This is a genomic window from Mycobacterium sp. IDUB_19, from assembly GCF_055419445.1.
On the sequence record NZ_JBVAXR010000007.1, the window covers coordinates 70,843 to 95,657 of the forward strand.

The following is a 24,815-nucleotide window of genomic DNA, read 5'->3' on the forward strand; positions in this document are numbered from 1 at the left end:
CTGCATCCTACTAGCCCGAGGTTGCCAATCCCCCTGGCAAAGCGCCGTCGCGGCGGATACCTTCGATTAGGTAGTCGATGTGTATGGCAAACAGCTCGTCGACTTCCCCGGGAGTCACGCCGGCCGGGTCGCTGCCGGCCAGTCGGCCTCGCCGGCGCGTCGAGTTCGCGCTCGGCGGATGATCCATTGCTACGAAACCCACGGTCGCATAGGTCAACAGCCGACAAGCACGCACCGACATATCGGTCGACATGCCGTCACGGCGCATGCTTTTCAGCAGTGGTCGTGAGGCTTTGAGATACGCCGAACGCTTGACCTGCAAGAAAAGCCGGCTGTCGGCGGCATCGGTCAATCGCGCGCGAAGTTGGCGGGTCCAGCGGCGCGCATAGTCCGGCCAGGTTTCGTCGCGTTCCAATGCGGGCGCGAGATCGTCGAGCACGTGCTCGGCGACCGCGTCGATCAGCGCGTCCTTGTTACCGATTCGGGAGTAGACGGGTGGCGGCGTCACGCCCAGGCGGCTGGCCACGCTGCGCATGCTGATCGCGTCCAGGCCGCCTTCACGCATGATTTCCACTGCGGCAGCGACGATCTGGTCCGCATCGAGTTCCAGCTCGCTGGGCATTGCTCCCCTCCTCACGACGTCACGGGATGATCAGGGCGATTTTGCCGACGTGCTCGCCGGCCCGCATCACTGCGAGCGCCTCATCGAGCTGCTCCCAGTCGAGGACGTGGCTGATTTGCGGCTTGATACCGGCCTTGGACACCACGTCGCACATCTCACGGTGCGCGCGCACACTGCCCACCGTGATTCCGATGACGCGCAGGTTGTTCAGCATCACCTCGGCCACCGCGATGGAGGTCATGTCGAATCCGCTGAGCACACCGATCACCGCGATCGTGCCGCCCATGGCCGCCGCATGCAGCGAATGCGGCAGTGTCGCGGGCCCACCGAGATCGACGACCAGCTTGGCACCACGCCCGTCGGTCAGTCGCTTGACCTCGGTCTCCCAATCCGCAGTGGTTCGGTAGTTGACGAGATGCGTTGCCCCCAAATCCGATCCGACCTTGAGTTTATCGTCGGAAGAAGAGGTCAAGATCACGGTCGCGCCCCGCGTCCGGGCGAGTTGCACGGCGAACAGCGACACCCCGCCGGTTCCCTGGGTGACCACGACGTCGCCCTCGCCGATGTTGGCTTCCACCAACGCACTCCACGCCGTCACGCCCGCGCAGGGGATCGTCGCGGCTTCGACATCGCTGAGGTGCGCAGGCGTGCGGACCAGCCCGGCGACACCGGCGACGCGGTATTGCTGCAGCCACCCGTCACAGGTGTCGCCGGGCACCTCACGCTTGGCTTCCGGGTTGGGCGGCCCGTCGAGCCACCCTGGGTGAAACGCCCCCATGACGCGATCGCCCAACCGCAGCTCGTCGACGCCCGGGCCAATCGCCACCACTTCCCCGGCGCCATCGGTCATCGGCACCCGCGGCCACGGCCCCGGCAACAGGCCCATCAGGTTGACGTTGTCGTGGAAGTTCAGACTCGAGGCGTTGACCTTGACCAGTACCTGCCCAGGGCCGGGCTCGTCCACCGGCCTTTCGATGGTCTGGACGGGCTCGCCGGGCCCGGTCATGACGATGGCCCGCTGACGGTCCGGAATGCTCATGCGATACCTGCCTCTTGACGGAGGGCCTGCCATTTGTGTTCCGCCGCCGGGCGCCGCGACGGAAGGTGATCGGTCGGCCAACCCTGCACCGGCCGGTACTTCTTGAGCACATGCCGGGCCAGCACCGACTTGTGCAGTTCATCGGGCCCGTCGCCGATCGATCCGAATCGCGTCATCCGATACCAGGATTCGACGGGCAGGTCCCCGGAGTAGCCCAATGCACCACACACCTGGATGGTGCGGTCGAGCACGGCCAGCACCACCTTCGATACGTGCGCCTTGATCATCCCCAGTTCGGCGCGGACCTCTCCCGCACCCAAGCGGTCCATTTTCCAGGCGGTTTGGAACGTCAGCAACCGAGCTGCCTGAATCTCTGTGTGCGACAGCGCGATATAGTCCTGCACCATCTGATGCTCGCCCAGCAGCCGACCGTGTGAACGGCGCGAGACCGCGCGCTCACCCATGATGTCCAGGGCCCGCTGCGCCTGCCCCAGCCAGCGCATCGAGTGATGGATGCGTCCCCCGCCGAGACGCTGTTGCGCCAGCACGAAACCGCCGCCGCGCGGGCCGACCAGGTGGTCCGCGGGCACGCGACAGTCAGTGAACACGACCTCCGCGTGGTTGCCCCGCCGGCCGAACTCCGGGTCGGGATGGGCCATGGTCGGGATGTCGCGGACGATGTTCAACCCCGGAGTTCCGGCCGGAACGACGAATATCGAAGCGTGCCGATGCGGCCGACCGGCCGGGTCGGTCTCAGCGACCACCAAGATGATGTCGGCGCAGGACGCGTTGGTGGTAAACCACTTGTGGCCGTTGATGATCCAGTCCTCGCCATCGAGCACTGCGGTGGTGTCGATGACCGTCGGATCGGCGCCGGCCAGGAATGGTTCGGTCAGCGCGAACGCGCTGGATATCTCCCCGTTGAGGTTGGGATATAGCCAGCGCTGCTTCTGTGCGTCGGTCGCGCCGTGCGCGAGCAGCTCCATATTGCCGCTGTCGGGCGCCTGGACCCCGAAGAGCTCCATCGACACCATGCACCGGCCGATGATCTCCGACATCAGCGCAAGCTTGAGCTGGCCCAGTCCCGCGCCGCCGAGGCTGGGATCGAGAAACAGGCCCCATAAACCCTGCGCCTTGACCTTGGCCTGCAAATGGCGCTTGACCAGCTGCCACTCGTCGGCCGGGATCTCGGAAAGGATGGGTTCTAGCGGAATGACCTCGGAGTCGATGAAATCGCGCATCCACGAAAGCTTTTCAGCGAAATCCGGATCCGTCTCGAAATCCCAGGCCATCGCTTTCCTCACCGTCGCGCGGCATCGCGCGACATCGGCACTTCCTTACACTGAAATTACAGTGTAATCATGATGTTATGCGTCAGCGCAACACTCCGGCCCCGACGAATGCTCAGGAGCTGAATTGCCCTGTCGCATGGGCAACGTCGAGATACTCCCACACCCGAACGATCACGCCGTCCTGCGCCTGTACCCACACGCTGTATTCGTTCTGGTACGGCTGCCCGCCGGCGAACAATGCTGTTGCCGACATCGTGAAGCGCGCGGCACCCATGTCGTTGTCACAGAGCATGTGATGCACCGTCGTCCGCACGTCGGCGTACAGCTGGCCGAAAATGATGCGCATGCCGGCACGGATCGCGTCGCGTCCCACGGTCGGGCTGCCGAGCACGCCGACAGTCGGGGTGATCCACCACTGCGCCTTGGGCGCTAGCAATTCGGTGACACGCTCGGCATCACCGAATGCGGCCACTAGCGCCGTAAGCAACTCACGCGTCGACGCCTCTGTCATACCGGCCCTCCCAGGCACCGCAACGGGGTCTTAAAATAACACCGATTTCACCAGGGCCAGCGGCGTCGGGCAACTGTGATGACCCCGTGTCCGGTGTTCGGTCGGCGGGAAGTAATCTGCCGTGAGCATGACGCCCACCCACCCTTTCGACAGGGCCCTCCAGCTCGATGCCCTCGATGCCTGCACCAGGCGCGGCCGGACTCATCCGGAGTGGGCCAACATGATCGGCCCGTTCGGCGGCATCACCACCGCCGTCCTGCTGCGTGCCATCGAGACTCACCCCGACCGCATCGGTGAGCCGCTGGCACTGACCATCAACTTCGCCGGCCCCGTCGCCGACGGAGGATTCGACATCTCCCTTCGGGCCGCGCGCACCAACCGCAGCACTCAGCATTGGGTCCTCGAACTCAGTCAGGACGGTGACGTCAAAACCACCGCGACCTCGGTGTTCGGCGCCCGCCGCGACAGCTGGGCCGACACCGAAGCCCGTCTGCCGAGCGCGCCTCCCCCCGAACAACTCACCTCTGGCGGTCCGGAAGGCGTCGTCACTTGGGCCCGTCTCTACGACATGCGCTTCGCCGACGGGGCGTTTCCCGGCCCCGACGCCCAGCCCAGCTCGACATCGGAGACCATGCTGTGGGTGCGCGACTGCGAACAGCGACCAGTCGACTACCCGGCGCTGGCCGCCCTGTGTGACGTGTTCTACCCGCGGGTGTTTCAGCGCCTCGGCGGTGTCGTGCCGGTCGGGACGATCTCGATGACGACCTACTTCCATGCCGATCAAAGGCAGCTTGACGCCCTCGGCGGCGACTACGTCCTGGCGTGCGCCCACGCCAACCGCTTCTCCGACGGCTACTTCGACCAGAGCGCACAGGTGTGGAGCCGCGACGGCATCCTGCTGGCCACCACGCATCAGATCGTCTACTTCAAGGCCTGATCGGCCCCGCCGGTGTCAGGCTTGCGCGTGAATGTCAGGCTGAGCGTGTCTTTTCCGAAACTCCGGTGCACCAGAATCGAGCCGCAATGACCGAGCGCGCGAGCGACGTGATCGCTGACGACAACGCCGCCACGCTGCTGGCGATCGAGTCCATCAAGCAGCTCAAGGCCCGCTACTGCCGCTACCTGGACACCAAGGACTGGGCCGCGTGGCGCTCGATCTTCACCGACGACTTCGTCAGCGATACCTCGGAGGCCGGCGGCAAGGTCATCGTCGGCGCTGACGGCTTCGTGGCGTTCACCCGCAAGGGCATCGGACGTCCGGCGCAGGCCACCGCACATCAAGTGCATGCGCCCGAGATCGAGCTGACGTCGGCGACCACGGCGCGCGGCATCTGGGCGCTGCAAGATGTCGTGCGGTTCGGCCCCGGGCTGAGCCTGGTGGGCTACGGCCACTACCAAGAGACCTACGAAAACATGGCCGGGCAATGGCTTATCAAGAGCTCCAAGCTGACTCGACTGCGCGAAGACCTTGTTACGCCCTTCTTCTCGCTTTACATCTCCAACCGGATCCGCAATGTGGCCGCCAAGCTCGCGGCTCGGCACCTGACGCAATAGGAGACCCCATGACTGTCGACACCATTCTGGTCACCGGCGCGTTCGGACAGATCGGCAAGCGCTGCGCCCAGATCCTGCTCGAGCGAGGCCGAACCGTCATCGCCACCGATCTGCGCAATGAGAAAACCGTTGCGGCAGAACAGGAATTGTCGGCCGGCGCCCCGCCTGAGGCACTGATTCCCGCCTATGTCGATCTCACGGATGCCGATGCGGTGCGCGAGCTGATCGCGACACACCAGCCAGGAGCAATCGTTCACCTGGCGGCACTCCTCTCACCACTGTCGTACCGAAACCCCACATTGGCCAGAAAGGTCAATGTCGGCGGTACCGAAAATCTCCTGGCGGGAGCAGCGGGACTACCTCGCCCACCGCTGTTCCTGATGGCATCCAGCGCCGCCGTTTACGGATCGCGTAACCCCTACCGCTTACCGGAGCGGATCACCCCGGAGACTCCCGTGAATCCCATCGACCAATACGGCCAGGATAAAGTGCTGGCGGAGGCCGCAATCCGTGCCAGCGGTCTGCCGTACGCGTTCCTCCGACTCGGCGGGGTCATGTCGCCGGACGCCCACTCGAGCATCAATGGTGACTACCTGCTGATCATGCGCTCACTACCAAACGACAACCGCATGCATGCGGTGGACGCGCGCGATGTGGCGCTGGCATTTGCCAACGGTGTCGATCGCGAAGCCACCATTGCCGGCAAGGCGCTGCTCATCGGCGGAAACGAATCGTACGTGGCACTGCAGAGCGACTTCGAGGGCGACCTGATGACCGCCGTCGGCCTGGGTCGCCTCGGCCCGTCGACGGGCCTGCCCGGTGACCCCGACGACGACCGCGGTTGGAGTTTCACCGGCTGGTACGACACCACCGAATCGCAAGCTCTGCTTGACTTCCAAGAGCACGACTGGTCCGAAACCATGGCCTGGATTGCCGAGACTCAGGGGAATCTGCGCCTGGTGTTGCGCGTGCTCGGTCCGTTACTGCGGCCGCTCTTACTAACCGCGCTGAAGCTACAGCGCCGCGCGGAGGGACGAGGACCCTACGCCGACCCATGGACGCTGGTCGAAAAGAAATACGGCCCCGCAGCGCTAGCGCACGCCGATCAGGAAGCGGACTAGCGCTCGACATCTAGGTCGTCGATGCCCTTGGTGGAACTGTTGCGGCACAACATGACTCGTACGTCGGAACCCGAGGCGACAAGGCCCGCCCCGCTTGGACACTGGCCGGGCCGGTCCCCGCTCGTCTCAGCGGGCGTTTGCCTGGACCTGCTGGATGCGTTCCTCACACGGGAGGACCGGACCGTCGTCGAGGGGCTCGTCGATGCCCAGCTCGGACAGCCCGACCTGGGTCAACATCGAGGTGCCGTACGCGGCGAGCATGAGTTTTTGATCGTCGCTGTGACCAGCGTCGACCAGCATCGCGCCGATCAGGCAGATGACCGCCATCTTGTAGGCGTTGAACGCCCGGTACCAGGAGCGGTTGTGCAGCGCGATCCCGCTGGCCTCTTGGTAGTGCTCGAGGAGGGCCTCGATGTCCAGCGCGCCAGGGTGACTGGCAATGCCGACGGGCTGCATCCAGAGGAGCTCAAGCCAGCCGATGTCGGTGAGCGGGTCCCCGACCGTGGTCATCTCCCAGTCGAAGACCGCGCTGACCTCACCGCCGGTGAACGCGAAGTTGCCTGGCTTCGCATCCCCGTGCACCAGAGTGATTTTTGGGCACGGCGCAGGTGCGCTGTCGCGTAGCGCCGCGAGGAGTCGCTCCAGCGCGGGTAGTGAATCCCGCTTGACCCGGTCCATTTCGGTCGCCCAATGGTCGAGTTCGCGGTGCAGGTGGTTGCTGCCGTCGTCGAGCCCGCCGAGCCCGGTCTGCTGCACGTCGACGGAATGAATTGCCGCGAGTTGTTCGGCCAGGCTTTGACACATCCGCACCACAGTCTCGCCTGCCACGGCAGGCGCTTCCATTTCATAGACGTCACCGCCGACCCGCTCCATCACGAAGAACGGCCGTCCCAGGACATCGCCGCTGTCCTCAAGCCAGAGCGCCTCCGGAACGCGGACCGCGCTGTCCTGCAACGCCCGCAGGATCGTGAACTGGCGCGCGAGGTCGTAGGGTTCCAGCAATGCGGGTGATTTGGGACGCAGCCGCAGCACGACATCGCGACGGGTGTCTCCGGTTACGACCGTGAGCACCATCATCTCGGCGGAATGTCCGAAATTCACCCGGTCAAGACCCTCGACCCGGACATCGTCGGCATCGGGCAATCGGGTGCGCAGCCAGGCGGTCAAGCGCTCGGTCACCTCGGTGTTCAGCGTCATTGGCGTACTCCATCGTCGGGCAGCCGTTCGACCGGGGTCTTGTCCTGGGTGAAGGCCGACATGTCCATGGCTGCCCAGTTCGGGTAGCGGGCGTAGCCCTGGCCGCCCATCAGCAACTCGAAGATGCCCCAACCGGTGTCGCCGTCGAGTTCAAAGCGCATCAACTGATCCAGCGCCATCGATTTATCCTCTGCCTCGGCCAGTTGCGCGGAATCATTGCTGTCCCAGCCGAAGTGGATGAAGTACGCGCCTTCGCCCAGATCCTGATACTGGCAGTGCCCCATCGGCAGTCCGTAGTAGGCGTTGACGTCCTGGTGAACAGTGTCGGCGGTGACCCGGTAGGTCTTGCCGTCCTCGTCGGTGAACACAAGCACCGCGCGGGCGGGCCGTTTGTTGTCGCCGTCGAATTCGACATCATGGTCGATTTTCACGAAACGCTTCGACAGCGTGCCGTCACTGTGGGTGATCCCGCCGTCTACGTAATTGACCGTGCCGTCCGACGATTCGATGACCCACGCTTCGATCGCGCGGTCTTCGAAACCGGCGTCGAGCCATAACCAGAAATCGATCTTGTCGGAGACGCGCACACCGAAGGTGCGATCCCGGCCACCGTGGAATCCGTCGACGCTGATTCGCTCGCCATCGATCTGTACCCAACCGGTCCACCGGCCCGGCTCTTTCATGTGATACATGTCGGCCAGCATTCGACCGTCCTTGTCGCGCACCTTCATGGGTAACAGCTCCCACATCGGGGCGGTCGGCTCGTAATAGAGCTCCCACGCGATGCCGGAATCGTTGGGCTCCACGTCAAGACGCCACTTCTTCAGGGGTTCGACGCAAGTCCAGCTCATCGGCCCGGCGGTCAGTTCGCCGCGATCGGAACCGTTGATCGGGCGGCCCGAGAGCAGGTCCCAATGCCGCCCGTCGGCTCTGCTGACCTTGACGTATCCCAACCCGGTGCCGGTGTTCGGGTTGTTGCCGTAGCCGCTGGCCAGCAGCAGGGTGCCGTCCGGCGAGGCGGCGAAAAAGTAGCAGCGGTCCGACCATGTCGGATCAGGATCGTGCACTTGATCGAATGTCGTTGGCAGCTGATGGGTGAATGACTCGTCGGCGGCGCTGTAACCCATGAATGCCTTTCTTCCGAGATAGCGAAATCTATTGCCATCAAATGCTTTCGGAGGTCACACAACATTGATGAAAAAATTTCTTGCCAAAGCTGGCTCATCAGATACTCAATGGCACAACGCATCCCCTAATATCGCTGCATGGAGCCGAGCCGGTGGTGGGGCGACGACCGCGCGATCCTCGACGACGAGGAGGCGCGCAGGCGTCTCCTGGATGCCGCGGGCCGCTGCATCGTTCGTCGAGGCAACGCCCAGATCCGGATGGCCGAAGTGGCCGACGAGGCCGGGGTATCCCGCTCGACGGTGTACCGGTACTTCCCCAATCGCGACGAGGTGCTGCTGGGCCTGATGCTGGCGCGGGTCGACTCGGCGCTGGGTGAGCTGGTCGGCGCGCTGGGTCACCCCGACGACCCGGCGCGCTCGTTGCCCGAGATGGTCCTGGCGCGGGTGGAGTCGGTGGCGGGCAACGCATTGAACGAGGCGTTGTTCGCCGCCGAGAGCACCGCGGTGCCCGCGGCTCTGCAACTCGGGTCGGAGCCGATGGTCGAACTGCTGTTGGTGCACTACGGGCCACTGCTGCAACGCTGGAAAGAGGCGGGCAAGCTCTACGCCGATCTCGATCCTCGCTCGATCGTCCAGTGGCTGAACACCACGACGTTGTTCCTGCTGGCGCCGGCGTGGCGGCACCGGCACGTGGCTGACAAACGCGAATTCGTCGATCAGTTCTTGGTGCGGGCCCTGGTGCCACAGGTCAGACATTAGTCTCGCTTTGTCTGATGTCCAGACATTGAGCTATTTTTGTCTTGGCGACTCATTTCGCGCCCGCCTTCTTCGTGGGTCCGCTACCGGCGCGCCAGGATGGATAGTGATGACTAACCCCGTTGAACAGGCCCTTTCCGTGGTCGGGCTGGCGGCTCATCTCGGCAGGGGAATCGGCCGGGTGACCACCGACGCCATCGTCGGAAGCCGGGCGGGGCTACCCCGCACAGTCGGCGATCTCAACACCAGGGCGCTCTCGAGCGTCATGGGTCGCGACGTCAGGTCGATCCGCGTCCTTGCCAGCGATGCGGGAACCTCGTCGCGGGCACGGCTGGTGCTGACCGGGGACGACGTGCCGGAGTCGGTATTCGTCAAGATCGCGGCGCAGACCGCAGCCACCCGGTTGATGGGTGAGCTGGGCCGGCTGGGCAATACCGAGGTGCGCTTCTACAGCCACCTCGCTCACGAACTGCCGGGAGTCCCGCTCGCCTACGGGGCCGCGTTCGACACATGGACCGGTCGGTACCTGCTGGTCCTGGAAGACCTTCCCGAGTCGTGCGTATTTCCCGACACCTTGCACCCGCTCTCCACCGACCAGGCCGGTCTCATCGTCGAGCTACTGGCGACCGTGCACGGAACCTTCTGGGACCGCATGCGCCAAACCGGACGCGGCCAGCTGGACTGGCTCTACACGCCGTCGGGTGACGTCACTTCCCTGCTGACCGGCTCGCTGATGGCGACCTCGATGAAGCGCCTGGCCGAGCGGACCTCGATACCGGTGGAGAACGGCCGATTCATCGCCGAGAACTACCGCGCCGTCGCCGCGGTGATCGACACTCCCCCGCATACGGTCATGCACGGCGATGCCCACCCGGGCAACATGTACTTCCGCGATGGCGAGGCAGGACTGCTGGATTGGCAGGCCGTGCGACGCGGACATCCTTCCCGCGAACTGGCCTACACCCTGATCACCAGCTTGACACCGGAAGACCGCCGGACCGCACAGCGCGAGCTGCTCGACGTCTATCGCCAGGCGCTTGCCGCGGCCGGTGGACCCGACCTGGACCGCGAAGACCTGTGGCTGCGCTACCGGCAAGGCGCGCTCTACGCGTACGTCGCGCCGCTGATCACCGCGGGAATGGGCGGAATGCAGGTCGAAGGCATCGCCATGGAAGGCTTGCGACGCGGTGTCGCCGCCCTTGATGACCTGGAAACCGTTGCTGCGCTGAAGGGTTCGTTGTAAGCAACGGTCAACGGTCGATCCATCCCATTTGCGCTTCGGCGTGATGACCCCCGACGGCCGGGGTGAGTGCGTCGAGCCGGGCCAGCTGCTCGGGCGTGAGCTCGACGCCGTCGGCACCGACGTTTTCCTCAAGGCGCGCAACCTTTTTGGTCCCCGGTATGGGCACGATGTCGGGCCCCTTGGCCAGCAGCCAGGCCAGTGCGACCTGAGCCGGGGTGGCACCAGCGTCGGCGCTGATCTCACGCAGCTCGTCCGCGCTGTTGAGGTTGTGCTGGAAGTTCTCGTCGAAGAAGCGCGGATTGGTCTTGCGATAGTCGCTGTCGGGAAGCTCGGTGGTGGATCGGATTGCGCCGGTGAGGAACCCACGGCCCAGCGGCGAATACGGCACGAACCCGATTCCCAGTTCGCGCAGGACCGCCAATATCCCGTCCTCAGGGTCGCGGGTCCACAGCGAGTATTCCGATTGCACGGCGGCGATGGGATGTACCGCCTGAGCGCGGCGAATGGTGTTCACGCCGACTTCGGAAAGACCGATATGCCGAATCTTGCCGGCAGCGATCAGCTCTGCCAACGCTCCGATTGTGTCCTCGATCGGGGTGCCCCGATCGAGGCGGTGTTGGTAGTAGAGGTCAATGTGGTCGGTTGCCAGCCTCTTCAGCGAGCCGTCGACCGCGACGCGGATGCTGGCGGGGCTGCTGTCGAGGCCATCACGTCCGGTATGCGAGATCAGGCCGAACTTGGTGGCCAGCACCACCTGATCTCGCCGGCCCCGCAGGGCTCGGGCGAGGAGTTCTTCGTTGACGTAGGGGCCATACACCTCGGCGGTGTCGATCAGCGTGACGCCGAGATCGATGGCTCGGTGAACGGTGCGGATGGACTCGGCGTCGTCGAAGCCGCCAATGGAGTAGGCGGCGGACATGCCCATCGCACCCAAGCCGATACGGCCGACCTGCAGGTCGGCGAGGCGAGCCTGTTTCATGGCAGATCTCCTGTTCTCACATGCGTTTTGCGATTGTCCGGTCAGCAGACTTCAAGAATCGAGAGCACTTGGACTAGAGGACCAACGACCCTGGTGGCATCCTGCGCTCGTGTTCCACGATTTGACCTTAGATTGGAGGTTGATCATGCCGGACGCGTTGGTAGACACCGACGTACTCAGGGACGCGGTGCAGTTGGCATGCCGGGCCCCGTCGCTGCACAACAGCCAGCCCTGGCAATGGGTCGCCACCGGCTCGCGGTTGTCCCTCTACATCGATGACAGCCGGACTCTGCCCTCTACCGACAAGTCGGGGCGCGAGGCCCTCATCAGTTGCGGTGCCGTGCTCGACCATCTGCGTGTCGCGTTGGAAGCGGTTGGGTGGGCAAGCCACGTCGACCGATTTCCCAACCCGAAAGATTCCGATCATCTCGCATCACTCGATCTCAGCCCGCTGAGCGTTGTGACCGATGACCATCGCCGACGGGCCGACGCGATCCTGGACCGCCGCACCGATCGGCTCCCCTTCGCCCCACCGAGAAACTGGGAATCCTTCGAACCGGTGCTGCGCAACGCCGCCGGTGCCGCGACAATTCACCTCGATGTGATACCCGACGAGCTGCGCCCACAACTGGCGAGGGCATCGCGCCTCACCGAGTCGCTGCGGCTCTACGATACTTCGTATCATACCGAATTAGACTGGTGGACTGGTCATTTCGAGAGCTCCGATGGAATTCCGCGCAGTTCACTGTTGTCGGCAGCCGAGAGTGATCGGGTCGACATCGGACGAAGCTTTCCGGTGAGCCGGCACGACGAGCGGCCCACCAGCTTTGGAAGAGACCAATCGACGGTGCTGGTTCTGTCGACCGACGGTGATACCCCCGATGACGCCTTGCGGTGTGGCGAAGCCTTGTCCTCGGTGCTGTTGGAGTGCACGGTGGCCGGGATGGCGACGTGCACACTGACCCAACTCACCGAACTATGGTCCAGCCGCGATCTCATCGGCACTCTGACCGGACGGGCGGCCATGCCGCAACTTCTGATCCGCGTCGGCGAGTCCCTGGTACCGGACGAGGTGCCCGCCATGACACCGCGGCGGCCACTCAGCGAAGTTCTCACATTTAACCCCGCTACACCTGGTTGAGCGATAAGCCTCAGAGGGTGGATGCCACCAGGCCCGTCAGATCGGCGAGGCGGTTCGAGTAACCCCACTCGTTGTCGTACCAGCCGACGATCTTCACCAGGTTGCCAGTCACTTTGGTGAGCCCGGCGTCAAAGATGCACGACGATGGGTCGGTCACGATGTCGGAGGAGACGATCGGATCCTCGGTGTAAGTGAGGAAGCCCTTCAGCTCACCACCGGCGGCTGCTGCGAACGCGGCGTTGACCGCCTCGGCGGTGCACGGCTCGCGGACGATGGCGGTGAGATCAGTCGCTGAACCGGTGGGCACCGGCACCCGCAGTGCGTACCCGTCGAGCCGGCCCTCGAGCTGGGGCAGCACCACGCTGATCGCGCGGGCGGCCCCGGTGGACGTCGGCACGACGTTGATCGCCGCGGCGCGGGCCCGGCGAAGGTCCCGATGCGGCCCGTCCTGGAGATTTTGGTCCGGCGTGTACGCGTGAACGGTGGTCATGAGTCCGCGCTCGATTCCGAACACCTCGTCGAGCACCTTCGCCATCGGCGCCAGGCAGTTCGTAGTACACGAGGCGTTGGAGACCACGGTCTGCGTCCCGTCGTAGTCGCGGTGGTTGACACCCATCACGACGGTGAGGTCTGCACCCTTCGACGTCGCCGACACCACCACCTTCTTCGCGCCGCCGTGCAGGTGGCCGCGGGCCTGCTCTGCCGCGGTGAACCGACCGGTCGACTCGATCACGACATCCACGCCGAGATCTCCCCACGGCAGCGCCGCCGGCCCGTCGGCGATGGACCACGCCTTGATTCGCCGCTCTCCGACCACAAGCTCGTCGCCGTCGACCGACACGTCGTGCGGTAAGCGTCCGAGCACGGAGTCGTATTTGAGCAGATGCGCCAGAGTCTTGTTGTCCGTGAGGTCGTTCAACGCGACGATCTCGATGTCGCTGGTGCCCGCGGCGCGTTGTATATCCACCGCGCGGAAGAAGTTTCGGCCGACTCGCCCAAAGCCATTCACACCCACCCGGATCGCCATGGTGATCTCCTTTTGGTTCTTTGGTCTGCGGCGCAGCATCTGTTGCACGCCACCACAAGTCTGACCGCACGTAGGGCTGAGCAGCAGAGGCCAAAGTCCCCGCATTCGCGGAGTTCAGGTCAGCGAAAGCTTGCGGCCAAACGGGCGACACCCTGCGTTTCCCCAAGCGTCGGCTGAACCAACGGGCTTGGGGACCAATGCCCCTAGGGCCCTCGTCGGGATCTCCGTAACCTCAGGCTGGACAACGGAGTCGACGCAGCCTCCGACTGGCGAGTACCACGCGCAGCACCGTCGCGACCGCTGGGAAGTTCACGGTATTCCGCCCTCAATCGCTACCGTCGCCGGACATCAGAGCACTCGAATACATTTGGAGCGCAGGTGCCAGATACGCAGACCGACGTTACAACCGCGAGCCGGCTTTTGAGCCAGTTGCGCGACGACGTGGACGATCTCTTGGCGCGATTAGCCGCTGCTGAATCACTGTGGTCCCGTTGGCTGGCGGGCGTAGCGTCCCAGAATCAATCGAGCGCTCGAAACATGCTGCACTATTGGGCTATTCGCCAATGTGACCTCCGCGACCTGCAGACCCGGCTCGCTGCCTTCGGGCTGTCCTCGCTAGGTCGAAGCGAGCCTCATGTCGAGGCCACCCTATGCCTCGTGAGGTCGGCGATCTGTGCCATGCTCGGTGACGCCTGGGAACAGCCCGCTGTGACCGGCGCCAACGTCGAGTACGGTCCCGAACTGCTCCGCCACCGAACGAAGCAGCTGCTTGGCCCTGAGCCTGTCGATCGCGCGACCCGCATCATGGTCACACTCCCCTCCTCCGCTGCAACCGATCCGCACTTGGTTCGCGGGTTGATTGAACGCGGCGTCAACGTTGCGCGCATCAACTGCGCGCACGACGATCCTCAGGCGTGGCGCTCCATGGCACGAAACGTCCGGCAAGCGGCCGAAGCGACCGGCCGAGCTTGCTCGATCGCGATGGACCTTGCCGGCCCAAAGCTACGGACTGGACCGCTTGAACCCGGGCCGCGCTGCGTAAAACTCCAGCCACGCAGGAACGCGCTTGGGCAGGAGACCGCCCCGGCGCGGGCATGGTTGACGGCGGCGGAAGATCCGATCGACCCACCTGAAGCCGGCATGGTGTCGCTGCCCGTGGCCAAGCAATGGCTCAGCCGCCGCCACGACGACGACGTTCTGCTCCTGCACGACACCCGGGGCGCAAAGCGCCGGCTGGCGCTGAAAGCCGTTGCTCAGAAATCAGGTGCCCCAGGCGGATTCGTCGTCGTTGCCGACAAGACCACCTATCTCGCCACTGGAACGGAGCTGCGCGTCCACGGCGTCAAGGATGCGACATACCTCGGAGAACTTCCGCAAACCGAACAGAGCCTTGTACTGCATCGCGGAGACATCCTCGATTTGACCAGCGATTGTTCGCCTGCACCCCTGGCCGCCGATTTTGTTCCGCGCATTGGTTGCACGTTGCCCGAGATCTTCGACCATGCACACATTGGGGACAAGGTGCATTTTGATGACGGCCGGATCGGCGGCGAGATAGTCAGCGTGGGTCCCGGCGTCCTGAGGTTACGGATCGACCACGCGGCAGACGCGGGGTCGCGCCTCCGCGCCGGCAAGGGAGTGAACGTACCCGACACCAACCTCCCGATCGCCGCCCTGACCGAGAAGGACTTGTCTGATCTGTCGACGGTGGTCGAGGTGGCCGATCTCGTCGAGATGTCGTTCGTGAGAGATTCTTCCGATGTCGAACGGTTGCTCGACGCGTTGAGCCGCCTCGGCGGCGACTCATTGGGAATCGTGCTCAAGATCGAGACCCGGCAAGCATTCGAACATCTCCCCCAACTGCTGCTTACCGCGATGCGGCATCCGCGCGTTGGGGTGATGATCGCGCGGGGGGATCTTGCCGTCGAGTGCGGATATGAGCGCCTGGCCGAGTTGCAGGAAGAGATTCTTTGGCTGTGCGAGGCCGCGCACCTGCCCGTGATCTGGGCAACCCAAGTGCTCGAACAACTAACCAAGACAGGGAATCCCGCGCGCGCAGAGATTAGCGATGCGGCAATGAGCGAACGGGCCGAATGCGCGATGCTCAACAAGGGGCCGTATATCAACGACGCGGTCGTCGTCCTCGACAGCATCCTTCGTCGAATGACCGACCACCACTACAAGAAAAACGCACTGCTGGGATCCCTGCACTCCTGGCAACCCGGCTCACATCGCGACTAGCGGTGACGAACGGCGGCCGCGCCGCGCCGAACGACACGCTGTTTGCAAAGCGACTTACGACCTCGCTTGAGGGGCCGTAATGCCCTGGTCGGGGCGCTATCAGGAGAGTACTGTCCGGCAGATTGGGAGTATTTGAGCGCCCGGATCAGACGGAGACAATATCGCTAAAGGAGTACGCAGATGTCAAACAGCGTAACGGTCCACAACACCCGGGCCCCCCGGCAGCACGCGCAGGACGCCGAACTATTAAAGGAGTCAGGTGTACACAAGCTCGTCGTCACAGACCGCGACGGCAACTGCTTAGCGTTCGTATTGGCTTGGGACAGCTTCGACTACGACGCTGAGACCGACACCTATGTGTGCATTGCCGATAGTGATGGCAGAGAACTCATGACCGTGTACACCGCCGGAGAAATCAGGTCAGCACCTGGTGCGAACACGTATGTCGTCACCGCGCCGGACGGGTCCAGCGGCTCCAGGGCATTGCACGCCCTGTGAGCTATCGGACGCCCGGCAAGCGTCACCTTGAATGCGGCGTGTCGCCTCTGTTGTGAGATCGCTGCTATGCGCACAGGCAGGGCCGGTAGATCCCGACCGCCACCGTTAAATCGGCAGCCGGGTTCGGCGTGCTGGGCGAAAGAACGGTAAGTGTCGACCCGCCGCGCTCAATCAGTTGGGGGATTCTCCCGTCTTTGACGTTATGATAGACCGTTCGTACGGTTAGCCGAAGGGTTGAAGATGCCCCGATCGCCTGGTAGACGTGGCGAAATCCTCGACGCGTTTGTCCGCTATGTCGCCGAACGCGGCTACGACAGAACGAATATGGGCGACATCGCCGACGAGCTCGGCATGTCCAAGGGAACCATCGTTCATCATTTCGGAACCAAAGCGCAGATGTTGCGAGAGCTTGAGGAAGCCCACCTGACCCTTCAGCTCGATGTGATGCGGATGGTATGGGATCGACTGGCCGCCCCGCACGAACGCATCGCCGCACTCATTTACGCCGCCGCGCTGCTACAGGTGATCGCGCGCGACGCGACGGTGGCGAGCCAGCGCGAGGTGGTTCAGTTGTCCGATGACCCGGCGATGCAGCAAGTGCGTAAGTTGCGCGATCAGTTGCAAGCACTCGCGATTGACGAGATCGACAACGGGATCCAGAGCGGTGTGTTCCGAAACGTGGACATCGAACTGGCGGCACTGCAGTTGTGGGGATCGTTGCAGTGGATGTGGGTATGGTTCGATCCCGCCGAATCCCGGACACCCGAACAAATCGGCGCCGCTTTCGTCGATGTGTTTCTCGGCGGACTGTTACTCGACCGCTTGGGGCTGAGCAAGTGGGCGAACCCCTCCACGAACGTCGTCTCGGTGGTGCGCGAATGCCTGGCCGAGGTAACGGGTGCGACACATTGACCGCGTAGAACCAGAATGCTCTGCGCGAGAAGCTAATTAGCTGTAGCCGATTCAGCCTCAAGCACTGTACGTCTGCTCGGCCATCTGTTTGGCGCGGCACCGTGTTCGGGGCGGGGTTGAACCCCCGCCGGCTAGCCGAGGAAGCGCAAAACGTCCCGTAACGGCCCACAGATGTTGGCGGCGCGAGAAGTTCGGGCCCGTGAAACTTGTGTGCATGTTTATTGACTGACCGTACGGTCTAATGCCATAGTTGCTGCGTGGCGCAAACGCGGAGGACGTGGAGCCGGAGGGCGGGAACCGAGACTCCGGAACGTGGTACGAAGCGGTCGGAAATCGCCGTTGCTCACGCAAGGCTTGAAATACCCTCTAGCGAAGCGCTTTTCGCGGCACCGTTACGTTGCGAGCGCTCATGACGACATCGAACGTGATTGGCGGCAGAGTACTCGACAGGATTAGGCCCGGGGCCGAAGTGGCCGGCGGGTTCTTCCGAATGTGTGTGCTGACGGGTAAAGCCCTGCGGCAGCCGTTCGAATGGCGCGAGTTCATCTGGACTGGCTGGTTCCTCATGCGGGTCTCGCTGCTGCCCACCATCGCGGTGTCCATCCCGGAAACCGTGCTGCTCATCTTCACGCTCAACCTGCTGCTGGCCGAGATCGGCGCCGCCGACGTCTCGGGTGCTGGTGCCGCGATCGGCGCGGTCACCCAGCTCGGCCCGATCGTGACGGTGCTGGTTGTTGCCGGCGCCGGGGGCACCGCTATCTGCGCCGACCTCGGCGCCCGCACCATCCGCGAGGAAATCGATGCGCTCGAGGTCCTCGGCATTGACCCGATCCACCGGCTGGTGGTGCCGCGCGTGGTCGCCTCAACCATCGTCGCCGTGCTGCTCAACGGCCTCGTGGTCGCCGTCGGCCTGGGGGGCGGCTACCTGTTCAGCGTCTACCTGCAGAACGTTTCGAGCGGTGCCTACCTCTCGACGTTGACTGCGCTCACCGGCCTGCCCGAGGTGGTGATCGCGTTTATCAAAGCCGCGACGTTCGGGCTGATTGCCGGCCTGGTCGGCTGTTATCGCGGGCTGATCGTCCGCGGCGGTTCCAAAGGCCTGGGCACTGCGGTCAACGAGACGGTGGTGCTGTGTTTCATCGCGCTGTTCGCGATCAACGCGGCGCTGACCACCATCGGTGTCCGGTTCGGAACGGGGCGCTGACGTGGCGACGGCTGCCGCACGGCATGTCCGCTTCGGGCGGGTGACCGCCACCCTCGGTCGATACGGGGAGGCCCCGGTCCGGCTAATGGTCGAGATCGGACAAATGGTCTGGTTCGCCCTGAACGCAATCGGGCAGATCCCCTACGCCCTGCACAACTACCGCAAAGAGCTGCTGCGGATGGTCGCCCAGATGGGGATGGGCACCGGCGCGATGGCCGTGGTCGGTGGCACCGCCGCCATCGTCGGCTTCATCACCCTGTCCGCGGGCTCGCTGGTCGCCATCCAGGGCTACGCGACGCTGGGCAACATCGGTGTCGAGGCATTCACCGGATTCTTGGCCGCGCTGGTCAACGTGCGGTTCGTGGCACCGGTGGCCGCCGGTCAGGCGCTGGCCGCAACGGTCGGCGCCGGCGCCACCGCCGAACTGGGCGCCATGCGCATCAGCGAGGAGATCGACGCCCTGGAAGTGATGGGTATGAGGTCGATCGCCTTTCTGGCGTCAACCCGAGTGGTGGCGGGTCTCGTCGTCATCATCCCGCTCTACGGGTTCGCGATGACCATGGCCTTCCTGTCCCAGCAGGTCACCACGGTTTTGTTCTACGGGCAGTCCATCGGCACGTACAACCACTATTTCCACACCTTCCTGCGCCTCACCGACGTGGGCTGGTCGTTCGCCGAGGTGATCCTGGTTGCGCTGGTCGTGATGACCACCCATTGCTACTACGGCTACACCGCCACCGGCGGGCCGGTCGGCGTCGGTGAAGCGGTCGGCCGGTCGATGCGACTGTCGTTGATCACGATCGTCCTGGTGGTCGTACTGACCGCGATGGCGGTCTACGGCAAAAGCCCGAACTTCAACCTCACCGTGTAGCGGCCATGACGAACCCGGCGAAAGAGAACCCGCTACGTATCCCGCCGTACAAGACCGCGGCTGCGGTGTTCTTGGTGGTCGCTACCGCGGTATTAGCGCTCGTCTGGTTGCAGTTTCGGGGCGAGCTCACGCCGAAAACGACCTTGACGATGTTGGCTCCCCGGGCCGGTTTGGTGATGGATCCGGGATCCAAGGTCACCTACAACGGCGCGGAAATCGGCCGGGTTTCCAGCATTTCCGAGACCCAGCGGGATGGAGTACCGGCGGCCAAGTTCGTCTTGGAAGTGAATCCGCGTTACGTCAAGCTGATTCCGGCCAACGTGGACGCCAAGATCAAGGCCACCACGGTGTTCGGCAACAAGTATGTGGCCCTGACCTCGCCCAAAAGCCCTACACCGCAACGCATCACACCGCAGCAAGTGATCGATGCGAGGTCCGTGACGACCGAGTTCAACACGTTGTTCGAGACGCTTAACTCGATCACGGAGAAGGTGGATCCGGTCAAGGTGAACCTGACGCTGGCCGCGGCCGCCCAGGCATTGACCGGGTTGGGCGACAAGTTCGGGCAGTCGATAGTCAACGGCAACGCCATCCTCGACGACATCAATCCGCAAATGCCGCAGATCCGGCATGACATTCAACGGCTTGCGGCGCTGGCCGACACCTACGGCAACGCCGCACCGGATCTGTTCGACGCCCTCAACAACTCCGTGATCACGGCGCGCACGCTGCACCGCCAGGAAGCCGACCTGGACGGCGCTTTGTTGGCCGCGGCCGGATTGGGCAACACCGGCGAAGACATATTCCGGCGGGGTGGGCCCTACTTCCAGCGTGGGGTCGCCGATCTGGTGCCCACCGCGCAGCTGCTCGACACCTACAGCCCGGAGATCTTCTGCACCATCCGCAACTACTCCGACGAAGAACCCCATGCCTACGAGACGACGGGCGGCGGCAACGGCTACGCGCTGCACACCATGACCGAGCTGACGTCAGGGCTGGGAGCGTTACTGACGTTGCCGGGGCTGGCCGGCGTGGCGCTTTCGGGAGGCCTGCTCGGGCTGGCCGGAGTGGTAGGCGGGGCGCCGAATCCCTATGTGTACCCGGACAATCTGCCGCGGGTGAACGCTCGCGGCGGCCCCGGGGGTGCGCCGGGTTGCTGGCAGGCCATCACCCATGATCTATGGCCGGCACCGTCTCTGGTGGTGGACACCGGCGCCAGTCTCGCGCCGTACAACCACCTCGACACCGGTTCCCCGTACGCGATCGAGTACGTGTGGGGCCGCCAAGTCGGGGACAACACGATCAACCCATGAAAATCACCGGCTCCGCTATCAAGCTCGGCATCGTCTCGTTGGTGCTGCTGCTGATCACCGTGTCGATCGTCGTGGTGTTCGGTCAGATGCGCTTCAACAGCACCAACAGCTATTCCGCTGAGTTCAGCAATGCCACCGGGCTCAAAGACGGCCAGTTCGTCCGCGCCTCCGGAGTGGAGGTCGGCAAGGTCAAAAAGGTGCAGCTGATCGAAGGCGGCACTCGGGTACGGGTGGACTTCGATGTCGACCGCTCGATACCGCTCTATCAGTCGACGACTGCGCAGATCCGCTATCTCGACCTGTTCGCCGACCGCTACCTGGAGCTCAAACGCGCCGAGGGCGAGGGCGCTGACCGGGTCCTGCCGCCGGGTGGATTCATCCCGCTGTCTCGAACGTCACCGGCGCTGGATCTCGACGCCCTGATCGGTGGTTTCAAGCCGCTGTTCCGGGCGCTCGATCCGGAAAAGGTCAACACCATCGCGTCGGCGATCATCACCGTGTTTCAGGGTCAGGGCGGCACGATCAACGACATCCTCGACCAGACCGCGCGACTGACAGCGCACATTGCCGAACGCGACCAGGCGATCGGCGAGGTGGTCAAGAACCTGAACATCGTGCTGGACACCACGGTTCGGCATCGCAAGGAGTTCGACCAGACCGTCGACAACTTCGAGAAATTGATCACCGGACTGACGAATCACGCCGATCCGCTGGCCGCCGGCACCGCGAACATCAGCAACGCCGCCGGGACGGTGGCCGACCTGTTGGCTGAGAACCGCGCTCTGCTGCACAAGGAGATCAACTACCTGCAGGCTCTGCAGCAGCCGCTCCTCGACCAACGCGATCAGCTCAGCGATCTGATCCACAAGACGCCAACCGCGCTCAACCTGATCGGACGCAGCATCGGCCTCTACGGAGACTGGGTGAACTTCTACCTCTGCGACCTCACGATCAAGTGGAACGGGTTACAGGCCGGCGGCCCGGTCCGCACGGTCAGGATCTGGCAGCAGCCCACGGGTAGGTGCACGCCGCAATGAGAACACTGACGGAATTCAACCGCGGCCGTGCCGGGCTGATGGGCGCCGGCGTGCTGGTGCTCGTCGTCGCCGTCGGCCAGAGCTTCACCAGTGTCCCGATGCTGTTCGCGAGTCCGAGCTATTACGGGCAGTTCACCGACACCGGTCAACTGAACAAGAACGACAAGGTGCGCATCACCGGTGTGAATGTCGGCACGGTGCAGGGGCTCGACATCGACGGCGACCACGTCGTGATCAAGTTCTCCATCGGCGCCAACACCATCGGCACCGAGAGCCGGCTCGCGATCAAGACCGACACCATCCTGGGTAAGAAGGTGCTCGAGATCGAGCCGCGGGGAAACCAGAGGTTGCGGCCCGGGGGTGTGTTGCCGCTGGGCCAAAGCACCACTCCCTATCAGCTCTACGACGCGGTCTTCGATGTCAACAAGGCCGCCGCGGGCTGGGACATCGACAGCGTCAAGCAATCGCTGAATGTGTTGTCGCAGACCATCGATCAGACCTACCCGCACCTGAGCCCCGCCCTCGACGGTCTGGCCAAGTTCTCCGACACCATCGGCAAGCGCGACGAACAGGTCAAACACCTGCTCGCTCAGGCCAACCAGGTAGCCAGCGTGCTCGGTGACCGCAGCGAACAAATCAACCGGCTGCTGGTCAACGCCAAGACGCTGCTGGCCGCGTTCAACCAACGCGGACGGGCCATCGACGCCCTGCTGCAGAACATTTCCGCCCTCTCGGCACAGGTGCAGGGATTCATCAACGACAACCCGAACCTGAATCCCGTGCTCGAGCAGTTGCACGCCCTCAGCGACGTGCTGGTGGCACGTAAGGACGACCTTGCTCAAACCCTCACGTATGTAAGCCAATTCGCCGCATCGCTAGGCGAATCCGTCGCGTCCGGGCCGTTCTTCAAGATAGTCCTGTCCAATCTGCTGCCGTACTGGGTCTTGCAGCCATTTGTCGACGCCGCCTTCAAGAAGCGTGGGATCGACCCGGAGGACTTCTGGCGCAGTGCCGGCCTGCCCGCGTTCCGCTGGCCCGACCCCAACGGCACCCGGTTCCCCAACGGCGCGCCGCCGCCCGCGCCCCCGGTGTCAGAAGGCACCCCGGATCATCCGGGGCCGGCCGTCCCGCCCGGAACGGCGTGTTCGTACGTGCCGGGACCCGGCGCCCTGCCGCGGCCGTGGAACCCGTTGCCGTGCGCGGGAGTAGACGTCGGACCGTTCGGCGGCAGTTTCCCGGCACCGATCGACGTGCAGACGTCGCCGCCGAACCCGAACGGGCTGCCACCAACACCGGGAATCCCGATCGCCGGGCGGCCAGGCGAGCCGCCTCCGGACGTCCCGGGCACACCGGTGCCGCTGCCGCCCAACGCGCCGCCGGGGGCACGCACCGAGAACCTGCAACCAGCCGGCCCCATCCCGCCACCGTCGGCGTTCGCGCCAGGGCTGCCGCCGGGGCCACCCGCGTCCCCGGGATCCGGGCAGCAGCTCCCGGCACCGTTCATCAACCCCGGCGGCACGGGTGGTAGTGGCATCACAGGAGGTAGTCAGAATTGAGCAGCATCTTCGCTATCCGCCGCTTGCCGCTCCGGAAGGTCATCGGAGCGCTGGTGCTGGTGCTGGCCATCATCGCCGGGTTCGTCGGCTGGCGGCTCTACGAAAAGTTGACCACCAACACTGTGACCGCTTATCTCCCAGCGGCGAACGCGCTCTACTCCGGGGACAAAGTCCAGATCATGGGCGTTCGCGTCGGTTCAGTCGACAAGATCGAGCCGGCCGGCGGGAAGATGAAGGTGACGTTTCACTACGACAACAAATACAAGGTGCCCGCCAACGCGTCCGCGGTAGTCGTGAACCCGACCCTGGTGGCGTCGCGGAGCATTCAGTTGGAGCCACCCTACAAAGGTGGCCCGGTGATGGGTGACAACGCGGTCATCCCCATCGAGCGCACGCAAGTGCCGACGGAGTTCGACCAACTGCGCGAGAGCGTCGCCAACACCATCAACAAACTCGGCCCGACGCCCGAGCAGCCCAAGGGCCCCTTCGGTGACCTCGTCGTGGCTTTCGCCGACGGATTGGCCGGCAAGGGCAAACAGATCAACACCACGCTGAACAGCCTGTCGCAGGCGCTCACCGCGCTCAACCAGGGCCGTGGCGACTTCTTCGCGGTGGTGCACAGCCTGGCGATGTTCGTCAACGCCCTGCACAAAGACGACCAGCAGTTCGTTGCGTTGAATCGCAACCTGGCCCAATTCACCGACAGGTTGACCGGGTCTGGCGGGGACCTCGCCAATGCGATACAGCAGTTCGACAGCCTGCTCACCACACTGCGCCCGTTCCTGGCCAAGAACCGCGGGGTGCTCGCGCACGACATCGACAACCTCGCCAACCTGACCACCACGCTGGTCCAACCCGAACCGCTGAACGGTTTGGAGACCGCCCTGCATGTCCTGCCGACGCTGGAGACGAACCTCAGCCAGATTTACCACCCGACGCACGGCGCCGTCATGTCCATCCCGGCAATCCCGAACTTCGCGAACCCAATGCAGTTCATGTGCAGCATGATTCAGGCCGGCAGCCGGCTGGGCTATCAAGAATCCGCCGAACTGTGTGCGCAGTACCTGGCGCCAATTCTGGATGCGATCAAGTTCAACTACTTGCCGTTCGGGCTGAACCTGTTCAGCACCGCCGAGGCGCTGCCCAAGGAAGTCGCCTACTCCGAGCCCCGGCTGCAGCCGCCGAACGGGTACAAGGACACCACGGTTCCCGGGGTCTGGGTGCCTGATACCCCGTTGTCGCACCGCAACACCCAGCCCGGCTGGGTCGTCGCGCCGGGCATGCAGGGCACCCAGGTGGGGCCGATCACGGCGGGCCTGCTGACCCCCGAATCGCTGGCCGAACTGATGGGCGGCCCGGACATCGCACCTCCGCCGTCGGGACTGCAGACGCCGCCGGGACCGCCGAATGCGTACGACGAGAACCCGATAGTGCCGGTCATCGGGCAGAACCCGCCGCAGGTGCCGATCCCGCCACCACCACCGGCACCGGGTGTGGTCCCGGGACCGGTTGCACCGACGCCCGCGCCCGCTCAGGCGGCCGCATCGACGGGACCCGGATCGTGATACACACGC

General features: G+C 64.3%; 23 protein-coding genes. 15 read left to right on the forward strand and 8 right to left on the reverse strand.

The features are described from left to right. Nucleotides 1-10: 10 nt before the first annotated feature. The 4 genes from ACZY0B_RS08450 to ACZY0B_RS08465 all read right to left on the reverse strand — a co-directional run bounded on the left by ACZY0B_RS08450 (nt 11) and on the right by ACZY0B_RS08465 (nt 3,464). Nucleotides 11-622, reverse strand: a complete 612-nt coding sequence (locus ACZY0B_RS08450; protein WP_463763628.1) for a TetR/AcrR family transcriptional regulator — start codon at nt 620-622, stop codon at nt 11-13. Between the two features lie 19 nt (nt 623-641). Continuing rightward, nucleotides 642-1,661 (reverse strand): zinc-dependent alcohol dehydrogenase family protein, encoded by a 1,020-nt coding sequence (locus tag ACZY0B_RS08455; protein WP_463763630.1) that lies wholly within the window; start codon nt 1,659-1,661, stop codon nt 642-644. After that, nucleotides 1,658-2,953 carry an acyl-CoA dehydrogenase family protein gene (locus ACZY0B_RS08460; protein WP_463763631.1) on the reverse strand — a complete coding sequence of 432 codons (1,296 nt, stop codon included), beginning with the start codon at nt 2,951-2,953 and terminating at the stop codon, nt 1,658-1,660. Before ACZY0B_RS08460 ends, ACZY0B_RS08455 begins: the two co-directional genes overlap by 4 nt. A 112-nt stretch (nt 2,954-3,065) precedes the next feature. Beyond that, entirely contained in the window at nt 3,066-3,464 is a 399-nt protein-coding gene (locus ACZY0B_RS08465) for a nuclear transport factor 2 family protein (protein WP_463763632.1), read from the reverse strand. A 127-nt stretch (nt 3,465-3,591) separates the two neighbouring features. On the opposite strand from ACZY0B_RS08465, the gene ACZY0B_RS08470 reads away from it, so the two are divergent. From ACZY0B_RS08470 to ACZY0B_RS08480, 3 genes are all read left to right on the forward strand, one after another. Further along, entirely contained in the window at nt 3,592-4,401 is an 810-nt protein-coding gene (locus ACZY0B_RS08470; protein ID WP_463763633.1) for an acyl-CoA thioesterase, read from the forward strand. Nucleotides 4,402-4,487: 86 nt separating this feature from the next. Continuing rightward, on the forward strand, nt 4,488-5,018 hold the full coding sequence (locus ACZY0B_RS08475; protein WP_463763635.1) for a nuclear transport factor 2 family protein: 531 nt from the start codon (nt 4,488-4,490) through the stop codon (nt 5,016-5,018). A gap of 8 nt (nt 5,019-5,026) precedes the next feature. Continuing rightward, nucleotides 5,027-6,139, forward strand: coding sequence for an NAD-dependent epimerase/dehydratase family protein (locus tag ACZY0B_RS08480; RefSeq protein WP_463763637.1), 1,113 nt, complete (start codon nt 5,027-5,029; stop codon nt 6,137-6,139). Nucleotides 6,140-6,265: 126 nt separating this feature from the next. Here ACZY0B_RS08480 and ACZY0B_RS08485 read toward each other — a convergent pair whose 3' ends face one another. Further along, entirely contained in the window at nt 6,266-7,336 is a 1,071-nt protein-coding gene (locus tag ACZY0B_RS08485) for a phosphotransferase family protein (RefSeq protein ID WP_463763639.1), read from the reverse strand. Continuing rightward, a complete protein-coding gene (locus ACZY0B_RS08490; RefSeq protein WP_463763642.1) occupies nt 7,333-8,463 on the reverse strand; it encodes an Rv3169 family protein in 1,131 nt (376 codons plus the stop codon). Before ACZY0B_RS08490 ends, ACZY0B_RS08485 begins: the two co-directional genes overlap by 4 nt. Before the next feature lie 138 nt (nt 8,464-8,601). On the opposite strand from ACZY0B_RS08490, the gene ACZY0B_RS08495 reads away from it, so the two are divergent. Both ACZY0B_RS08495 and ACZY0B_RS08500 read left to right on the forward strand, forming a co-directional pair. Beyond that, the gene (locus ACZY0B_RS08495) at nt 8,602-9,222 is read left to right on the forward strand and encodes a TetR/AcrR family transcriptional regulator (protein WP_463763643.1); all 621 of its coding nucleotides are present in this window, start codon (nt 8,602-8,604) and stop codon (nt 9,220-9,222) included. Nucleotides 9,223-9,328: 106 nt separating this feature from the next. After that, nucleotides 9,329-10,462 carry a phosphotransferase gene (locus ACZY0B_RS08500; RefSeq protein WP_463763644.1) on the forward strand — a complete coding sequence of 378 codons (1,134 nt, stop codon included), beginning with the start codon at nt 9,329-9,331 and terminating at the stop codon, nt 10,460-10,462. A 7-nt stretch (nt 10,463-10,469) separates the two neighbouring features. Here ACZY0B_RS08500 and ACZY0B_RS08505 read toward each other — a convergent pair whose 3' ends face one another. Then, nucleotides 10,470-11,441: an aldo/keto reductase gene (locus tag ACZY0B_RS08505; RefSeq protein ID WP_463763645.1), complete on the reverse strand. Its 972-nt coding sequence runs from the start codon at nt 11,439-11,441 to the stop codon at nt 10,470-10,472. 145 nt (nt 11,442-11,586) lie between these two features. Between ACZY0B_RS08505 and ACZY0B_RS08510 the strand changes: the two genes are divergently transcribed. Next, the gene (locus tag ACZY0B_RS08510; protein WP_463763646.1) at nt 11,587-12,582 is read left to right on the forward strand and encodes an Acg family FMN-binding oxidoreductase; all 996 of its coding nucleotides are present in this window, start codon (nt 11,587-11,589) and stop codon (nt 12,580-12,582) included. A gap of 10 nt (nt 12,583-12,592) precedes the next feature. On the opposite strand, the gene gap is transcribed toward ACZY0B_RS08510, so the two are convergent. Next, the gene (gap, locus tag ACZY0B_RS08515) at nt 12,593-13,609 is read right to left on the reverse strand and encodes a type I glyceraldehyde-3-phosphate dehydrogenase (RefSeq protein ID WP_463763647.1); all 1,017 of its coding nucleotides are present in this window, start codon (nt 13,607-13,609) and stop codon (nt 12,593-12,595) included. Nucleotides 13,610-13,987: 378 nt separating this feature from the next. Here gap and ACZY0B_RS08520 point away from each other — a divergent pair, with 378 nt between their 5' ends. The 9 genes from ACZY0B_RS08520 to ACZY0B_RS08560 all read left to right on the forward strand — a co-directional run bounded on the left by ACZY0B_RS08520 (nt 13,988) and on the right by ACZY0B_RS08560 (nt 24,806). Further along, entirely contained in the window at nt 13,988-15,850 is a 1,863-nt protein-coding gene (locus ACZY0B_RS08520) for a pyruvate kinase (RefSeq protein WP_463763648.1), read from the forward strand. A 180-nt stretch (nt 15,851-16,030) separates the two neighbouring features. Beyond that, entirely contained in the window at nt 16,031-16,348 is a 318-nt protein-coding gene (locus ACZY0B_RS08525) for a hypothetical protein (RefSeq protein ID WP_463763649.1), read from the forward strand. A gap of 240 nt (nt 16,349-16,588) precedes the next feature. Continuing rightward, nucleotides 16,589-17,260, forward strand: coding sequence for a TetR/AcrR family transcriptional regulator (locus ACZY0B_RS08530; protein ID WP_463763650.1), 672 nt, complete (start codon nt 16,589-16,591; stop codon nt 17,258-17,260). Between the two features lie 409 nt (nt 17,261-17,669). Further along, complete coding sequence (locus ACZY0B_RS08535; RefSeq protein WP_463763652.1) at nt 17,670-18,464, forward strand: MlaE family ABC transporter permease; 795 nt, start codon at nt 17,670-17,672, stop codon at nt 18,462-18,464. A 1-nt stretch (nt 18,465) separates the two neighbouring features. After that, a complete protein-coding gene (locus ACZY0B_RS08540; RefSeq protein WP_463763653.1) occupies nt 18,466-19,335 on the forward strand; it encodes an ABC transporter permease in 870 nt (289 codons plus the stop codon). Between the two features lie 5 nt (nt 19,336-19,340). Next, the gene (locus ACZY0B_RS08545) at nt 19,341-20,648 is read left to right on the forward strand and encodes an MCE family protein (RefSeq protein WP_463763654.1); all 1,308 of its coding nucleotides are present in this window, start codon (nt 19,341-19,343) and stop codon (nt 20,646-20,648) included. Continuing rightward, the gene (locus ACZY0B_RS08550) at nt 20,645-21,685 is read left to right on the forward strand and encodes a virulence factor Mce family protein (RefSeq protein WP_463763656.1); all 1,041 of its coding nucleotides are present in this window, start codon (nt 20,645-20,647) and stop codon (nt 21,683-21,685) included. Before ACZY0B_RS08545 ends, ACZY0B_RS08550 begins: the two co-directional genes overlap by 4 nt. Continuing rightward, nucleotides 21,682-23,241, forward strand: coding sequence for a virulence factor Mce family protein (locus tag ACZY0B_RS08555; protein WP_463763657.1), 1,560 nt, complete (start codon nt 21,682-21,684; stop codon nt 23,239-23,241). The genes ACZY0B_RS08550 and ACZY0B_RS08555 overlap by 4 nt, the downstream gene beginning before the upstream one ends. After that, nucleotides 23,238-24,806 carry a virulence factor Mce family protein gene (locus ACZY0B_RS08560; RefSeq protein ID WP_463763658.1) on the forward strand — a complete coding sequence of 523 codons (1,569 nt, stop codon included), beginning with the start codon at nt 23,238-23,240 and terminating at the stop codon, nt 24,804-24,806. Before ACZY0B_RS08555 ends, ACZY0B_RS08560 begins: the two co-directional genes overlap by 4 nt. Nucleotides 24,807-24,815: the final 9 nt, after the last annotated feature.

Coding starts and splice junctions, on each gene's coding strand:
- ACZY0B_RS08450 (WP_463763628.1), bottom strand. CDS start 622: ATGCCCAGCGAGCTGGAACTCGATGCGGACCAGATCGTCGCTGCCGCA.
- ACZY0B_RS08455 (WP_463763630.1), bottom strand. CDS start 1,661: ATGAGCATTCCGGACCGTCAGCGGGCCATCGTCATGACCGGGCCCGGC.
- ACZY0B_RS08460 (WP_463763631.1), bottom strand. CDS start 2,953: ATGGCCTGGGATTTCGAGACGGATCCGGATTTCGCTGAAAAGCTTTCG.
- ACZY0B_RS08465 (WP_463763632.1), bottom strand. CDS start 3,464: ATGACAGAGGCGTCGACGCGTGAGTTGCTTACGGCGCTAGTGGCCGCA.
- ACZY0B_RS08470 (WP_463763633.1), top strand. CDS start 3,592: ATGACGCCCACCCACCCTTTCGACAGGGCCCTCCAGCTCGATGCCCTC.
- ACZY0B_RS08475 (WP_463763635.1), top strand. CDS start 4,488: ATGACCGAGCGCGCGAGCGACGTGATCGCTGACGACAACGCCGCCACG.
- ACZY0B_RS08480 (WP_463763637.1), top strand. CDS start 5,027: ATGACTGTCGACACCATTCTGGTCACCGGCGCGTTCGGACAGATCGGC.
- ACZY0B_RS08485 (WP_463763639.1), bottom strand. CDS start 7,336: ATGACGCTGAACACCGAGGTGACCGAGCGCTTGACCGCCTGGCTGCGC.
- ACZY0B_RS08490 (WP_463763642.1), bottom strand. CDS start 8,463: ATGGGTTACAGCGCCGCCGACGAGTCATTCACCCATCAGCTGCCAACG.
- ACZY0B_RS08495 (WP_463763643.1), top strand. CDS start 8,602: ATGGAGCCGAGCCGGTGGTGGGGCGACGACCGCGCGATCCTCGACGAC.
- ACZY0B_RS08500 (WP_463763644.1), top strand. CDS start 9,329: ATGACTAACCCCGTTGAACAGGCCCTTTCCGTGGTCGGGCTGGCGGCT.
- ACZY0B_RS08505 (WP_463763645.1), bottom strand. CDS start 11,441: ATGAAACAGGCTCGCCTCGCCGACCTGCAGGTCGGCCGTATCGGCTTG.
- ACZY0B_RS08510 (WP_463763646.1), top strand. CDS start 11,587: ATGCCGGACGCGTTGGTAGACACCGACGTACTCAGGGACGCGGTGCAG.
- gap (WP_463763647.1), bottom strand. CDS start 13,609: ATGGCGATCCGGGTGGGTGTGAATGGCTTTGGGCGAGTCGGCCGAAAC.
- ACZY0B_RS08525 (WP_463763649.1), top strand. CDS start 16,031: ATGTCAAACAGCGTAACGGTCCACAACACCCGGGCCCCCCGGCAGCAC.
- ACZY0B_RS08530 (WP_463763650.1), top strand. CDS start 16,589: ATGCCCCGATCGCCTGGTAGACGTGGCGAAATCCTCGACGCGTTTGTC.
- ACZY0B_RS08535 (WP_463763652.1), top strand. CDS start 17,670: ATGACGACATCGAACGTGATTGGCGGCAGAGTACTCGACAGGATTAGG.
- ACZY0B_RS08545 (WP_463763654.1), top strand. CDS start 19,341: ATGACGAACCCGGCGAAAGAGAACCCGCTACGTATCCCGCCGTACAAG.
- ACZY0B_RS08550 (WP_463763656.1), top strand. CDS start 20,645: ATGAAAATCACCGGCTCCGCTATCAAGCTCGGCATCGTCTCGTTGGTG.
- ACZY0B_RS08555 (WP_463763657.1), top strand. CDS start 21,682: ATGAGAACACTGACGGAATTCAACCGCGGCCGTGCCGGGCTGATGGGC.